Genomic DNA, 14,914 nt, shown 5'->3' with positions numbered 1-14,914 from the left:
CCCAAGCACTGGTCGCACTAGCCCGCAAGCTTGCCCGGGTGGTATTTGCTCTGTTGAAAAACCAGAGCGAATACTCACCTAAAGCGGTTTAGGGGCTAGGCATGAACCATAGAATCTCCCACAGGGTCATGGGTCAGCCAAACAATATTGGCAACGACACAAAACCTGTGGGAGCGAGCTTGCTCGCGAAGGGTGCGACTCGGTGTAAGGTCGGTCAGGACTCGTCGGAAGGATGCACGGGTGGCGGCTGCACCGGATGCACCTCACGCCCCCGCAACGCAGTGGCCACATACCCAAAGGCCCGCTTGCTCACCGCATAAATGCTGTGCCAGCCCGGCGGTGCCGGCTCGATGGCGGCATGCAACGCCCGCGCATAATCGAGCACCAGTCCGGGCGTCCAGGCCATCGCCTCGGCGCGTTTGCGCACTTGCGCGGCAACCCAGAACTCGGGGCTGAAGATGACTCGGGCAAAATCCAGCATGCTCGAATGCCCCCGATTCATCGCCCCTTCAAGGGCCGCTTCAAGGCTATGGGCGACGGCGCTGGAACAGTTGCGACTGGTGAGGTTGTACGTGCTGTTCTGCCGATACTCCGTCCAGAACGCATGCAGGCGCCGGGCGTCGTAATGGGCAAAACTGACCTGCACCGAAGACGGACACCAGTCCGCCACCTCGCCGGCATAGTCGGGCAGAAACCTGCCGGCGACATCGTTGTTCGGCGTCGCGCGTAGCAAGCGCACAAAATCTCCCGCCGAACGATCGATGTCGTCCTGCGGGTAATGGCTGATGTAAATGTCCGGGCCACATTCCAGCGCCGCATGGCCGGCGGAGATCACGCCGTTGATATCGACCGCCGCGATGTAGCGGTTGAGCAGGCGATTGCGCACCAGGGTGTCGTCGACGGTGCGGCTGGGGGTCCAGACGTGAATCAACAACGCGTCGCTGCTTGCCGGCGCACTCACTGCAGCAGGACTCGTCAGCGGCAGCTGGTTTTTGAAGCGCACGGCTTGCCGCAACAAGGCGCAACCGGTCAGGAAAAGGCTCATGCCAATGCAAAACGGCACCGTGCCCTTATACAGCGTCGGATACGGCTCAAGGATAAACACGCCAAAGCCGATTTCGAACAACCCCGCCAGCAGCGACACTTGCCAACCGACAAAGCGCACCACCAGCGCCGCCGCCAACCGAAAGCCGCCATCGAGTAGAAAAGCCCCACCAAACAGCACCGCCAGAATCAGCCCGGCGGCGTGTTGCCGGTCGACGATCAGCAGCCCCAGCAACAGAAACGCCAGTCCGCGCGCTCTGCGCAGGGCCGCAGCGGTCCCGGCTTGCGGTGCCGGCACCAGCAGCAGGATCAGCGCTTCGAGCAGCAACAGATAGCCGAAGAGATGCAGCGGGAAATACAGCACGCCGTCCAGCGCATCAATGAAGATGCCCACTCCGGCCGCGCCCCAGACGATGCCCGTCAACGCCAGCGCGGACCAACGCTTGCGGACGAATTCGTGACCGAGCAAGACCATACTCAAGCGGACCATATGACCTCTCTGGTGAACCGGGGGCCGCACAACCTGCACGGTTTTCAGGCTGTGGTGAGTCTAATACATCGCCGCGATTGCGCAGGCGCGCGAGCGTGTTCTAAGAATCGCCTGATGTCCATCGGTATACAGCGTGTTTAACGTACGCCGCTCTTTGGCCGACACGTATAGCCCCTTTCATGAAGCGAATAACTCTGCAGCGCCCCCTGCTCACTCTTGCCGTGGCGACATTGCTGGCCTGCGCGGCGGACGCGATGGCGGCGAATTGCAGCTTCAACAGTTCCCCTTCCACGCAAACGCTCAGTTACGGCGCCAGCCTGGCCAATGGCGGCCTGAACATCCCCGCCGACACACCGGATGGCACGGTGGTTTATCAGGAAACCGCACAGCAATCGAGCTCGCACAGTTGGTCGTGCAATGCGAGCTCGTTCTACGGAATAGCGGTCAATCCCGCGTTTGGCACCCCGACCAGTACCGTAACGACCTTCCCCCTGGGCAAGACCGGGCTGTCGTTCCGTATCTGGATGGGTATGCTGGATCGCTATGAGCCCTCGCTCTTTTCGGTCGCCTCAAATGGCTACGGCGTGATACCAGGCTCGATCCGCCTGGAAATCATCAAGTCCGGCCCGTTGGCGGCGCAGATCACGATACCGGCCGGCAACCTGGCCAGCCTGAAAGCCGGCGAGCTGATTCTGAATAACTTCAATCTGGCCAATGCGCTGGTGTTGAATGCGGCGTCCTGCCAGACCCCTTCCGTCCCGGTCGCGATGGGCGATGACTATCAACTCCAGGAGTTTAGCGACGCGGGCGCCAAACCCCGCACCGTGCGCTTCGACATCGCCTTGAACCAGTGCCAGACCGGCATCAAGAAAGTCACCTATTCACTCAAAGCCACCACGCCCGTCATCGACGCGACCAAGGGCATCGTCGCGCTCAACAGCACCTCCACTGCCAGCGGCATTGGCCTGCAATTGATGAACGACGTCGGGCAGCCTATCGCCTTCGATACCACCTACCCGTTCAACGCCTTCACCACCACCGGCACCGATTTCAAGATCCCGTTTACCGCCGCGTACTACCGTCTGCCCACGGGCGAACTCAAGGCCGGCAGCGCCAACACCGAAGTCACCTTCATCGTCAACTACCTCTAGCATTCTAAGGATCGTCTGATTTTCCCCGCTCCCGGCCCTCCCTAGAGTGCCGGGATGAGATTGAAGAACTACCTCCATCAGATCAGCCCGCTCCTGTCCTCGCCCGATGCGGCGCGGCGTCTGCTGCGCATTTTTGCCCTGGTGCTGCTGGTGGGCATTCTCGGCGGCGTCTACAGCTTCCTGCTGTTTACCTTCAATAATGAGATTTCCCAACGACGCAGCTACATGAGCAGTGCCATCGCCGAAGCGCACACCTTTTTCACCACCCGTGAAGCGCTGCTGGAGAGCCTGAGCCTGTCGGCCACACGCAAGGCGAAAATAAACGTGCCGGTGTCCGAAGAAGAAATCCGTCTGCTGCTGGGGCAAACGCCGGGCAAGCAATGGAGCATCTGGCTGACCCAGCGCATGCGCGATTACCTGAAAGCCAAGCAGCTCAATCTGCTGTATGTCAGCAACGGTGGTCATGTATTGCGTCTATACAACGCGACACCACTGGTCGCCGGCTTGCCACAGGCCACGCTGGATCAGTTGGAAGCGCTCAAGCTCACGGCGACACTGTCGGAACTGTGGCTGACCCATGCCGCAGACGGCCACTCGCGGCTGTACATCTTCATCCGCCTGGATGAGCGCGACGTCCACTCCGGCTGGCTCGGTCTGGAAATGGACGACCGTGAAGTCTCCAATGCCCTGAGCGACCACAGTGCCGGCGAGTTCACCATGTTCAACTCCCAAGGCAAACCGCTGTTCAGCAACAGCCACAAACCACCGCCAGAACAGCACCTACCGTTGCTGCGACAACAGGATTTCTTCGGCTTCGTCGGCGATGGCTGGATGCCCGAGCAATTGGTGTTGCGCAAGCAGCTGAAATCCTCGGACTGGCTGTTGACTTACTCCATCGACTTGCTGGCGGTACTGCGCGCCCTGTGGCCACAAATGCTCGGCGCACTGCTGTTCTGCGTGTTGAGTATCAGCCTGGTGTGCCTGTTGGTTCGCCGTCTGGAGCATCGTTTCATCACCCCGGCGATCCAGCGCATTCAGGCGCTGGTGGAAAGCGAACTGTTCAGCCGCGACGTGATTCAGACCGCGCCGGTGGCGCTGTGCGTGTTGCGCCGCAGTGACGGCCAAGTGGTGCTGGATAACACCCTCGCCCGGCAATGGCTGGGCCAGTGCAGCGAGCAACTGGGCGCGGGCTGGATCCGTGATGCATTTGACGAAACCACGCCATGCCTGACCGATTACTTCGAGACCGCCGACGGTCGTCACCTGTACCTGAGCTGCGCACCGACCCGCTACAAGGGTGAAGACGTGTTGCTCTGTGCATTTAGCGATATCAGCGCACGACGGCAAATCGAAGCAGCGCTGGAACAGGCACGCCAATCGGCGGACGCCGCCAACGAAGCCAAAACCTTGTTTCTGGCGACCATGAGCCACGAAATCCGCACCCCGCTCTACGGTGTATTGGGCACGCTGGAACTGCTCGGGCGCACGCAGTTGGACACTCAGCAGAAAAGTTACCTGCGGGCGATCGAGGGTTCGTCGGCCACCTTGCTGCAGTTGATTTGCGACGTACTCGATGTGTCGAAGATCGAAGCCGGACAACTGGCGCTGGAGCTGAGCGAATTTTCCATCCTCGATCTGGTGCACGAGGTGGTGCAGGGTTACGCCGCTGCCGCGCAAAGCAAAGGCCTGCAACTCTATGCCTGCCTGGACCCGCAACTGCCTGAGCGCTTGATCGGCGATGTCAGCCGGGTGCGACAAATCCTCAACAACCTGCTCAGCAACGCCGTCAAGTTCACCGATTCCGGGCGCGTGGTGTTGCGGGTCAGACTGATCGCTCGCGAAGGCGAACGCGTGTGCCTGCAATGGCAGGTTTCCGACACCGGCAAAGGCATCGCCCATGACGATCAGGCGTTCATTTTCGAGCCGTTCTACCAGACCTCCGGTAACACCAACGTGGTCGCCGGCACGGGCCTCGGTCTGCCCATTTGCCTGCGCCTGACCCACTTGATGAATGGCACCCTGCGCATGGTCAGCGAGCCGGGTCTGGGCAGCAGTTTTTCCCTGAGCGTGCCGCTGGAGCAACGTTCCTGCGACGCACCAACCGCCGCTTTGCCGCCATTGGCAGCGGACATCGTTTATGTGGTCTCACCAATCCGCGAACTGGCCGACAGCATCAGCGGCTGGCTGCGGCGTTGGGGCGCACGCGCGCATATCGGCGCACCGGATGGCATCGAGCCGGATGCGACGGCGGTGCTGCTGGAACTGTATCCCGCAGCCTTCGGACAGCGCCCGAATCTGCAATGGCGTGGGCCGCGCGTATTGGCCAGCGGCGATGGCGCGCACGAACCGCAACGTACCGGCGACGGTTGGCAGGTCAATCTGAATGATCTGCTGGCAATCCAACGCGCCGTTCGCCAGGCCCAGAGCGGCCAGATCGTTCACCGCCCGCAAGACACTGAAGCCCACGCGATGCGCCCGTTGCACCTGCACATTCTGGTGGCCGAAGACAACGTCATCAATCAACTGATCCTGCGCGATCAGCTCGAAGAACTGGGCTGCACAGTGGCGCTGGCCAGCGATGGCGAAGAGGCCTTGTCACACTGGCGCGACGCTGCGTTCGACATCGTCCTGACCGACGTCAACATGCCTCGCCTCAATGGCTACGAACTGGCCAAAGCCCTGCGGCGCCTCGGTTGCAGCACTCCGATCATCGGCGCCACCGCCAACGCCCTGCGCGGTGAAGATGCGCTGTGCCTGGCCGCTGGGATGAATCACTGCCTGGTCAAACCTTTTACGCTACGAGCCTTGTTCGCTGTCCTGGCTCCCTACGAACGAGTCGTCCATGAAGCCCTGTAGCATTCTGATTGTCGAAGATCACCCCTTCCAGCACCTGTACTTGCAGAACCTGTTCAGCGAGTTGGGTGACTTCGATCTGGCGTGCGCCAAGGACGGCGAAGAAGCACTGGATTGCCTGAAACACCGCGACTTCGATCTGGTGCTCACCGATTTGCTGATGCCGGGCATGGACGGCGTGCAGTTTATTCAGGGCCTCGCCGCGCAGCGTTCGCGCCCGGCACTGGCGATCATGAGCGCCGCCTCGCGACGCATGTTGATGGGCGCCAGTCTGGTCGCGAGCAACCTGCAAGTGAAAGTCATCGGACTGATTTCGAAACCGGTGAATGCGGCCGCCCTGCGCTGCCTGATCGATCAATTGCAGGCGCTGCGCCAGAGCGTCCCGGCGGCGACCCATCCCGGCATCGATCGCCAGAGTATCTGCAACGCCCTCGACAACGGTGAACTGCAAGCCTGGTTTCAACCGAAGAAGGCTTTGAACAATGGCCGGATCGTCGCCGCCGAAGCGCTGGTACGCTGGAATCATCCTGAGCATGGCACGCTGTTGCCCGGGGTATTTTTGCCGGCGTTGATTGCGTTCGGTCTCGAAGAGCCATTGCTCTGGTGCGTGCTGAAACAAGCGATCGCCGCCCAAGCCATCTGGCGCGATCAGGGCTATGACATTCCGGTTTCGGTCAACCTGCCCACGCACCTGCTCAACAGCCACGACTTGCCCGACCGCATTCTCGCCTTCGTACTCGCCCATCAAGGCCTGCCCGCGCGGATCTGTTTCGAGTTGATGGAGTGCTCGGTGCCCGATGACATCAGCAATTTCTACGCTGGTGCCTGCCGCTTGCGGATCAAGGGTTTCGGTCTGTCGCAGGACGATTTCGGCAAGGGCTACAGCTCATACATGAACCTGGTGTCAGCGCCGTTCACCGAGCTGAAAATCGACCGCGCGCTGGTGCAAGGCTGCAACGCCAACGCCGAACTCGCGCAAGCCCTGACCAGCATTGTCAGCCTCGGTCGCCAATTGGGTCTGACCGTGGTGGCCGAAGGCGTAGAAACCGCACAAGAACTTGCTCTGTTGCGTAAAATCGACTGCACTCAGGTTCAGGGTTTCCTGATCTCCCACGCCGTTTCCGCCGAGCAGTTCCAGCACTTGCTGACCCACGACGGGCCGGCGAACGCCTGGTGAGCGGTACGTGGCTATTGTTCAACGTCGCTCGCTACCGAGGTCACTGTGTCCCAAGGCTGTCCCATCACCGCTGGCCAGGCGCTGTAATGCCGCATACCAATGCATTTCTGGACAAACTGGCCAGCAGTTCGCTGCGTTTGAACAAAAGTCTGCTGCTGCTCGGCGCCCTGGTGTTGCTGCTGTTGGGCATCAGCTATGTGGGCGTGCAGCGCATGCTCGAGGAGCAGCGCGATACCCTGCAGTTTCACTTCGCCCGGTTGATGGAGAACATCCACGAGCAGGAAGTGTTTCTGCGCGATATCTCGCAAGCCAGTGCCAAGGGTCGATATTTCCCTTTGGTGGTGTTGCCCACCTATTCGCAAAAGCTGCTGCCCGATGAAGGCCCGAATATCTATGAAGGTCGCGGCTTGCCGTTTTCACTGCCGTTCAGTGTAAAGATCGATCCGAACAGAATCGCCGCCGACCAATACCCCAAGGTTTTCGCGCTGGGCAGTTATCTGGCCGCCTACTACAGCGCGTTCTGGGCGGCGTCGCACTATCAGTCGCCGCAAGTGATCCTGCTCAATGGCCCCGACAATTTCGACGTGGCCGTGCCCTCCGCCGGGCGCTTGCGCGGTGCCGGCCCAATGCAGATCGGCGCGTTTGCCCAAGTGATGAGCCAGGTGAACCAGCACACACGCGAACAGCCTTCATCAGCGGCCGATCATCAAGTGCATTGGGCACCCTACCCGCCCACTCAAGACAGCGAGGCAACACCGACACTGCTGGCCTACGTCAGGATCAATCTGCTCCAGCCTACGCTGGCCATCGAGGGCGCTGACTCCTGGGTAGTGCTCGGCACGCTGCTGAAGCTGTCGCAAGTCAACAACATCGAGCGATTGATGGAGTGGTCGATTTACGATGATTTCACCTTGATCACCCCGGCCGGCGTGGTCTTGACCGGCGCACAGAGGTCCGACCAGGTACTGGATGAGGGGATCAATTTCAGCCGCGACGGTCTGGTGTTCAAGCTCAGCAGCCCCGGCGCACAGCACTGGACCGCGATCTACGTCATCAGCCTGCGCAGTTTCCTCAGCTATGCGCTGTGGCCATTGCTGTGCCTGGTGGCCGTGGTGCTGGCGCTGCTCGGCTGCGGTAGGGCCATCAATCGCTGGTACACCGCGCGGGTGATCATCCCCGCGCAAAGTGCGCACGCGAGCATTGCCGAAAGCGAGGCGTTCAGCCGTGCGGTGATCGACACCGCACCGACCGGCCTCTGTGTGATTCGCCGCAGCGATCACCACGTGCTCCTGGAAAACCAGCGCGCGCAGCAATGGCACGACAGCAGCCGTTTGATGAGCCTGCTCAAGTCACACAGCGAGTCAGGCCATGCTGATCTCGAGATCGACGGGCGTCATCTGCATTTGGCTTTCGTCTCGACGCGCTATCAAGGCCAGGATGCCTGGTTGTGTGCGTTGCATGACGTGACCCGGCATATCGAAGACGCGGCCGCCCTGGAAGAAGCACGGCAGGCAGCCGACTCGGCCAACCAGGCCAAGAGCCGCTTCCTCGCGACCATGAGCCATGAAATTCGTACCCCGCTCTACGGCGTGCTGGGTACCCTTGAATTGCTCGGTCTGACACCGCTCGCCCCACGCCAGCAGGATTATCTGGACACCATCCAGCGTTCCTCCGCCAGCCTGTTCAAGCTGATCAGCGATGTGCTCGATGTGTCGAAGATCGAGGCGGGGCAAATGACCCTTGAGCTTCAGGACTTCTGCCCGCTGGAGCTGACTGAAGATGTCGTGCGTACTTACAGCGCATTTGCCCGCGCCAAAGGCCTGCAACTGTATGCCTGCATCGATTCGGGCTTGCCGGATCAACTGCGCGGTGACCCGTTGCGCATCCGCCAGATCCTCAACAACCTGCTGAGCAACGCGATCAAGTTCACCGACAACGGTCGCGTGGTGCTGCGCGTGCGAGTGTTGCAAAACGCCGCTGGCAGCGCCGAAGTGCAATGGCAGGTCAGCGACTCGGGTGTGGGGATTTCCCAGGCGCAGCAACAGCAATTGTTCGACCCGTTCTATCAGGTCAACGACGCCGACAGTCAGGCCGGTGCGGGTCTAGGCCTGGCCATTTGCAAATGGCTGTGCGAGTTGATGCACGGTCAGTTGAACGTGGTCAGCGAACCGGGGTTGGGCAGCAGCTTTACCCTGCAACTCGCGCTGGAGAACGTGCCGGGCGCATTGGCCGACTGCCCCGCGTTCGAGGCCGGAAGCCCCGCCGTTTATGTTCGTGCACCCGTTAACGAACTGGCGCTGCACCTCATCGCCTGGCTCAACCGTTTTGGTCTGGATTGCCGCTTGGTGACGACCGAGATGCCAACATCCTCGGCGCTGCTGGTGGACCTCACGCCTCTCGACAACGCTCCGCACTGGAGCGGGCCACGGATCGTCGCCATTGCGGGCGGCCCCAATCCGGCGCAGCCAAGCGGTGCAGACTGGGCGGTCGACGCCGGCGATGTGCGCGCAATTGCCTGGGCGATTTATCTGGCACAACACGGCGCCAATGCGCAGCGCCCAGCCGCATTGCAGGCAAAGACCCGCCCACTGAATCTGCAGGTGCTGGTGGCCGAAGACAACGTGATCAACGCGGCAATCATCAAGGAACAACTGGAAGCACTGGGCTGCGCGGTGATCGTCGCCGCAAATGGCGAACAGGCATTGGCGCAGTGGGCGCCCGGCCGCTTCGATCTGCTGCTGACCGACGTCAACATGCCGGTCATGAACGGCTACCGGCTGGCCGAAGCGGTGCGCCAACAGGACGCAACGCTGCCGATCATCGGTGTCACCGCCAACGCCCTGCGCGAAGAAGGCGAACGCTGCGCCGCCGTCGGCATGAACGCGTGGATGGTCAAGCCGCTGAACCTCGCTACCCTGCGCATGCAACTTGAGCAACATTGCAAAATCGCTGTGGCCCCCGTTATAGATGCTCCGCCGCCGCTATCGGCAAAAATGCGCGAGTTGTTTGTCACCACCCTGCGCCAGGATATTCAGACCACCCTGGCAGCACTGGATGCGGCCGACGCCAACAGCGTGGCGCAGCAACTGCACAGCATGGCGGGGGCGCTGGGGGCGGTGCAGATCAACGTCCTGGCCAGCGCGTTTGTCGAGCTGGAATGTCGCTTGACCGGCATGGCGGTGACGCCCGCTCTGGCCGTGGCGGTGCGACAAAATCTGACGCGGCTGCAAGATCTGCTCGACTCCCTCGAATAACTTCACTCTGGATAAATCACTCATGGAAACCTTCAACGTTGTCATTGCCGATGATCATCCCATCGTGCTGCTGGGGGTAAGGGAACTGGTCGAGCGTGACCAACGCTTTCGCGTGGTGGGCGAAGCCGTTGGCTCCGATGAGCTGATCAAGCTGCTGGAGACCAAGCCTGTAGATCTGTTGATCACCGACTTCAACATGCCTGCCGATTCGACCTACGGTGACGGCCTGAAACTGGTGGAGTACGTGACGCGGCACTTTCCCAAGGTTCGAGTGCTGGTACTCACCATGATTTCCAATCCGTTGATCCTGACGCGCCTGCAGGAACTGGGTGTATTGGCAGTCATTCAGAAAAACCAGCTGCACGACGAAATCGAGACCGCACTCAAAGCCATCGCCAAAGGCAACCCGGTGCGCTGGCAGGCACCCGCGCCGACATCCGTAGTGAACGACGGCGCCGATCTGGATGAACGCTTTTCCCGGCTGTCGGCCAAGGAACATGAAATCCTGCGTTTGTTCGTTCAGGGCCAAGGCGTCAACGACATTGCCCGTCACTTGAACAGAAGTGCTAAAACCATCAGCACGCAGAAAATCTCGGCGATGCGCAAACTTGAAGTCAGCAGCGATCAGGAATTATTGACTTACTGCATAGAACGCAACTTGTTCAGTTGATAAAACCGTACACTTTTCGGCAACTTCCGCACATCTAGGAATCGTCTGATGTTCCATCGGTAAAACGAGTTTTATTGTGTTGCTTTAACCCCACCAATGGAAAAAGCAACATGAAAAAGTTGTCCCGAACACTTCTCGCCCTTTCGATCTTCGCTGCGGCCGGCAATGTCCTGGCAGCCGACCCACCGGTTACACCAACCAAGGCGGGCAGCGGCACCATCAACTTCACCGGCACCATCAACAACGACGCCTGTTCGGTTGAAAGCGCCGGCAAGGACAAAACCATTTCGGTCGCCATGGGTGAAGTGTCGATCAAGGACATGGGCACCGCCACCGCACCTAAAGGCAACGGCACCTTGAGCGTCGAAAACTTCGACATGAAGATCAACTGCAACGCCGGCACCAAGGTTGCGATGCTCTTCGAACCGACCAAAGGCGCCGGTTCGGGCATCGAACCTGGCACTAAAGTGCTGCGACTGATCAGCGGCCTGGGGGCTGCAAAAGGCATCGGTATTGCCTTGCTCGACGCCAATGGCGCCGTGATCGACTTGAGCTCTCCAGCCACCGCGAAGATCGAAAACACGCTGCAGGACAGCAATACCACGCTGAAATTTTCGGCCGCCTATGTCACCACGGTTGACCCGAAACTGGCTGTTGCCGGTCGCGGCGACGCCACCCTGCCGTTCACCCTGCAATACGAATAACCCGCGCGAATACTCGAGCCCAGTGCGGGGCCACGCGGCCCCGCGCTTTCAATCACTTGCGCGGTAACCATCATGTTTTATCGTCACTCATTGTCCTTTTGCGCAGGCCTGCTGGGCCTGTTCGTGGTCAATCAGGCCACGGCCGGCATTTCCTTGAGCAGCACCCGTCTGGTCTTCGACGGCCAGCACAAGGAAGCCGGCATCACCGTGCGTAACAGCGGTGCGGATGTCCTGGTCCAGTCGTGGATCGACACCGACGCCAGCGAATCCGCTTCCGTGCCGTTTGCGGTTACGCCGCCGTTGGTGCGCGTCAGCGGCGACGAACAGCAAATACTGCGGGTCATCTACGAAGGCACCGGCATGCCGAGCGACCGCGAATCGGTGGTCTGGCTCAACGTGCAGGAAATCCCCCAGAACGCGAAGACCCAGAACACCCTGCAACTTGCCGTGCGCCAGCGCATCAAGGTGTTCTTCCGCCCGGCCGGCCTGAAAAACAACGCCTATCTGGCGCCGAGCGAATTGACCTGGCGCCTGGCCGAGCGCGCCGGCAAAAGCGTGCTGGTGGTGAACAATCCCGGTCTGTATCACGTGTCGATTGCCGATATCACCCTGCAATCCGGCGCACTCAGCGAGCATCCGTTTGATTCGATGATGATCGCGCCTGGCGAACACAAAGAGTTCGCGCTTAAACAACTTCACTCGACTAATGCGACAAGTTTGTTGTTCAGCAGCATTAATGACTACGGCGCTCAAGATCGTTTTACCGCACAACTTTCCAATAGCGCAGACACTCGCGCCAGCCCAAAGAAAGAAACGCCATAACTCGCGAATCGCTCTGATCGCACACTTTCACTGTATTTCTCTTCGCTCCGTTAGTTCGTATCGGAGGTGATATAGGGTTCCTGCATGTTTTTACTCAAACGCGACGGTTTGGCATCGTTGTTGATCGCCTCGGCGATCAGCTCCGCGTGCCAGGCTGACGGCGATGAACAGTTCAACACGTCGTTTCTGCAAGGTGCCGCGTCGACTGTCGATGTGCAATCGCTGCTCGCCAGCAACAGCGTGCTGCCCGGCAACTACCGGGTTGACCTCTACAGCAACGACACGCTGGTCGGTCGTCGCGACATCGACTTCCGACGCCACCCCGGCAGCGGCAAGATCCAGGCCTGCCTGACCCTGGAAATGGTCCAGCAGTTAGGCGTCGACATCGCCAAGTTGCAAGCTAGCGGCAAACTCAACGCTGACGACCCGAACGCGTGCCTCGACCTGCCCGCTCTGATCGAGCATGCCAGCGTGCGTTACGACGTGCCGCGCCTGCGCCTGTTGGTCAGCGTGCCGCAAAGTGCCATGGAACGCGGTCGACGGGGTTACGTTGACCCGGCGCTGTGGGACGAAGGCGTCCCAGCTGCATTCATCAACTATCAACTGAGCAGCAGCCGTAACAGCACGCAAACGGCCAATACGATTTCCAATAACATCGGCCTGCGCAACGGCATCAACCTGGGTGGCTGGCGCCTGCGCAACGAGTCGAACTTCAACAGCAGCACCGGTCAGCCGAGCACGTTCAAGAGCAACCGCAGCTATCTGCAACATGACCTGACCGCGCTGAAGGGCCAGTTCAGTGCCGGGGATATTTTCTCCGACGCAGACCTGTTCGACAGCGTGCGCTATCGCGGCTTGAAACTGGCCTCCGATGACGGCATGCGCGCCGACAGCGAGCGCGGCTATGCGCCGGTCATTCGCGGGATTGCCCAGTCCAGCGCCACGGTGGAAATTCGTCAGAACAACTACATGCTCTACAGCGCCAACGTGCCACCGGGCCCGTTCGAGATCAGCGATATCTATCCCAGCGGTTCCAACGGCGATCTCGAAATCACGATTATCGAGGCCGACGGCCAGCGCCGGGTGACGGTGCAGGCGTTTTCCAGCCTGCCGATCATGGTCCGCCAGGGGCAGTTGAAATACAGTGTCTCGGCCGGCCGTTACAACAGCAACAGCGATGATCTGCAATCGCCGCAGTTCGTCAGCAGCACACTGGCCTATGGCATCAGCAGCAACTTGTCCGGCATCGTCGGCGTGCAGGCGACCGAGAATTTCCAGGCGTTGTCCGTGGGCGCCGGGCGCAATACGCCGATCGGTGCCGTGTCACTGGACGTGACCCATTCCGCCAGCCGCACCTTTGGCCAAGTGGTCAAGGGCAACAGCTTGCGGGCGCTGTACGCCAAGACCTTTACCGGCACCGACACCAGCTTCACCCTCGCCGCCTATCGCTATTCGACCGAGGGCTATCGCACCCTCAGCGACCACGTCGAGGAACTGAGCCACGAGGGCGAAAAACGCACGGGCAACTCGAAAACCCGTACCGACCTGACCGTCAACCAGAGCCTGGGGACTAACCAGCAATATGGCAGCGTTTACCTCAACGCCAGTGACCAGCGTTATTGGGGGCGCGGCGGATCGCAAAGCCTGTCGGCGGGTTACAGCAACTATTGGGGCGATGTCAGCTACAACCTCGGCGCGACTTACACCAAGGACGTCGGCAACTATGGGCCGGCGAACAATGACACTCTGGTCAACCTGTCGCTGTCATTCCCGCTGGGTTCCAAACCCCGTGCGCCGCGAGCGTTTGTTTCCGCCAGCACCCAGAAAGCCACCGACAGCACTCAGGTCGGGATCAACGGTTATCTGACGGAAGACAGCGACACTTATTACTCGGTGCAAGGCGGCAACAGCAGCACCGGAGGCAGCAGCGGTTCGGCCAACCTCAGCACCCGCACCTCGGTGATGGACATCAGCGCCGGTTACAGTCAGGGACGCGGCTACAACTCGCAGAATCTCAATCTGGCCGGCTCGATCGTCGGTCACGGCGGCGGGATCAACCTGGGCCAAACCGTGGGTGAGACGTTTGCGTTGGCGCAGGTCGAAGGCGTTTCCGGGGTGAAAATCGGCAGTTTCTCCGGAGCGAAAACCGGGCGTAACGGCTTCGCCGTGGTGCCCAATGCGCAGCCCTATCGGGTCAACTGGATCAACCTCGATACCCGCGATCTGGGCGGCGATATCGAGATCGACAATGCGACCCGGCAAGTGGTGCCGCGCCGCGGTGCGGTGGTGCTGGCGCGCTATGCGAGCAAGACCGGTCGCCGCGTGCAATTTGCTTTGTTCGATGCGCAGAACCAGCCAATCCCGTTTGGTGCGTCGCTGGAAGATGCCACCGGTAAGCAACTGGCGATCTCCGACCCGAGCGGCAAGGCACTGGCACTGGTGGAAAGCGACACCGGCACGCTGACCATCAACTGGCAAGGCCAGCGCTGCGAGGCGTCGTATGCACTGCCCGAGCGGGACAAGGCATTGAACTACGAACGAGCTTCACTGGTATGTCGCCTGCCCACAGCTAATTTGCTGTAAACACAAAATCCTTGCCCACCACAGATCAGTGTAGGAGTGAGCCTGCTCGCGATAAGGCCATCAGCCGCACCATTGATATCGACTGAAAAAACGCCATCGCGAGCAGGCGAAGGCCTACAGGGGAACGCATTCCAAATGTAGAAGTGAGCCTGCTCGAGATTGGAGC

The 14,914-nt window shown here is 60.4% G+C and carries 9 protein-coding genes; 8 read left to right on the top strand and 1 reads right to left on the bottom strand.

What is annotated here, in order from left to right:
• Positions 1 to 214 precede the first annotated feature (214 nt).
• On the bottom strand, positions 215 to 1,534 hold the full coding sequence (locus AACY50_RS24695; protein WP_339539289.1) for a hypothetical protein: 1,320 nt from the start codon (positions 1,532 to 1,534) through the stop codon (positions 215 to 217).
• Between the two features lie 179 nt (positions 1,535 to 1,713).
• Between AACY50_RS24695 and AACY50_RS24690 the strand changes: the two genes are divergently transcribed.
• The 8 genes from AACY50_RS24690 to AACY50_RS24655 all read left to right on the top strand — a co-directional run bounded on the left by AACY50_RS24690 (position 1,714) and on the right by AACY50_RS24655 (position 14,748).
• Positions 1,714 to 2,685 (top strand): fimbrial protein, encoded by a 972-nt coding sequence (locus tag AACY50_RS24690; protein WP_339539288.1) that lies wholly within the window; start codon positions 1,714 to 1,716, stop codon positions 2,683 to 2,685.
• Positions 2,686 to 2,739: 54 nt separating this feature from the next.
• Positions 2,740 to 5,541, top strand: a complete 2,802-nt coding sequence (locus AACY50_RS24685; protein WP_339539287.1) for an ATP-binding protein — start codon at positions 2,740 to 2,742, stop codon at positions 5,539 to 5,541.
• Complete coding sequence (locus tag AACY50_RS24680; protein WP_339539286.1) at positions 5,528 to 6,715, top strand: EAL domain-containing response regulator; 1,188 nt, start codon at positions 5,528 to 5,530, stop codon at positions 6,713 to 6,715. Before AACY50_RS24685 ends, AACY50_RS24680 begins: the two co-directional genes overlap by 14 nt.
• Before the next feature lie 86 nt (positions 6,716 to 6,801).
• Positions 6,802 to 9,969, top strand: a complete 3,168-nt coding sequence (locus tag AACY50_RS24675; RefSeq protein ID WP_339539285.1) for a hybrid sensor histidine kinase/response regulator — start codon at positions 6,802 to 6,804, stop codon at positions 9,967 to 9,969.
• Positions 9,970 to 9,991: 22 nt separating this feature from the next.
• Positions 9,992 to 10,639, top strand: coding sequence for a response regulator (locus AACY50_RS24670; protein ID WP_339539284.1), 648 nt, complete (start codon positions 9,992 to 9,994; stop codon positions 10,637 to 10,639).
• 110 nt (positions 10,640 to 10,749) lie between these two features.
• Positions 10,750 to 11,343, top strand: coding sequence for a fimbrial protein (locus tag AACY50_RS24665; RefSeq protein WP_095189889.1), 594 nt, complete (start codon positions 10,750 to 10,752; stop codon positions 11,341 to 11,343).
• A gap of 72 nt (positions 11,344 to 11,415) precedes the next feature.
• Positions 11,416 to 12,165 (top strand): fimbria/pilus periplasmic chaperone, encoded by a 750-nt coding sequence (locus AACY50_RS24660; protein WP_108225634.1) that lies wholly within the window; start codon positions 11,416 to 11,418, stop codon positions 12,163 to 12,165.
• 84 nt (positions 12,166 to 12,249) lie between these two features.
• Positions 12,250 to 14,748 (top strand): fimbria/pilus outer membrane usher protein, encoded by a 2,499-nt coding sequence (locus AACY50_RS24655; protein ID WP_339539283.1) that lies wholly within the window; start codon positions 12,250 to 12,252, stop codon positions 14,746 to 14,748.
• The last annotated feature ends 166 nt before the right edge of the window (positions 14,749 to 14,914 follow it).

The organism is Pseudomonas sp. RA_15y_Pfl2_54 (genome assembly GCF_963971015.1).
GTDB classification, from domain to species: domain Bacteria; phylum Pseudomonadota; class Gammaproteobacteria; order Pseudomonadales; family Pseudomonadaceae; genus Aquipseudomonas; species Aquipseudomonas baetica_A.
The sequence above is the reverse complement of the archived record's forward strand: the minus strand, read 5'-3'. Positions and strand labels throughout refer to the sequence as shown.

Coding starts and splice junctions, on each gene's coding strand:
- AACY50_RS24695 (WP_339539289.1), bottom strand. CDS start 1,534: ATGGTCCGCTTGAGTATGGTCTTGCTCGGTCACGAATTCGTCCGCAAG.
- AACY50_RS24690 (WP_339539288.1), top strand. CDS start 1,714: ATGAAGCGAATAACTCTGCAGCGCCCCCTGCTCACTCTTGCCGTGGCG.
- AACY50_RS24660 (WP_108225634.1), top strand. CDS start 11,416: ATGTTTTATCGTCACTCATTGTCCTTTTGCGCAGGCCTGCTGGGCCTG.
- AACY50_RS24680 (WP_339539286.1), top strand. CDS start 5,528: ATGAAGCCCTGTAGCATTCTGATTGTCGAAGATCACCCCTTCCAGCAC.
- AACY50_RS24655 (WP_339539283.1), top strand. CDS start 12,250: ATGTTTTTACTCAAACGCGACGGTTTGGCATCGTTGTTGATCGCCTCG.
- AACY50_RS24685 (WP_339539287.1), top strand. CDS start 2,740: ATGAGATTGAAGAACTACCTCCATCAGATCAGCCCGCTCCTGTCCTCG.
- AACY50_RS24675 (WP_339539285.1), top strand. CDS start 6,802: ATGCCGCATACCAATGCATTTCTGGACAAACTGGCCAGCAGTTCGCTG.
- AACY50_RS24670 (WP_339539284.1), top strand. CDS start 9,992: ATGGAAACCTTCAACGTTGTCATTGCCGATGATCATCCCATCGTGCTG.
- AACY50_RS24665 (WP_095189889.1), top strand. CDS start 10,750: ATGAAAAAGTTGTCCCGAACACTTCTCGCCCTTTCGATCTTCGCTGCG.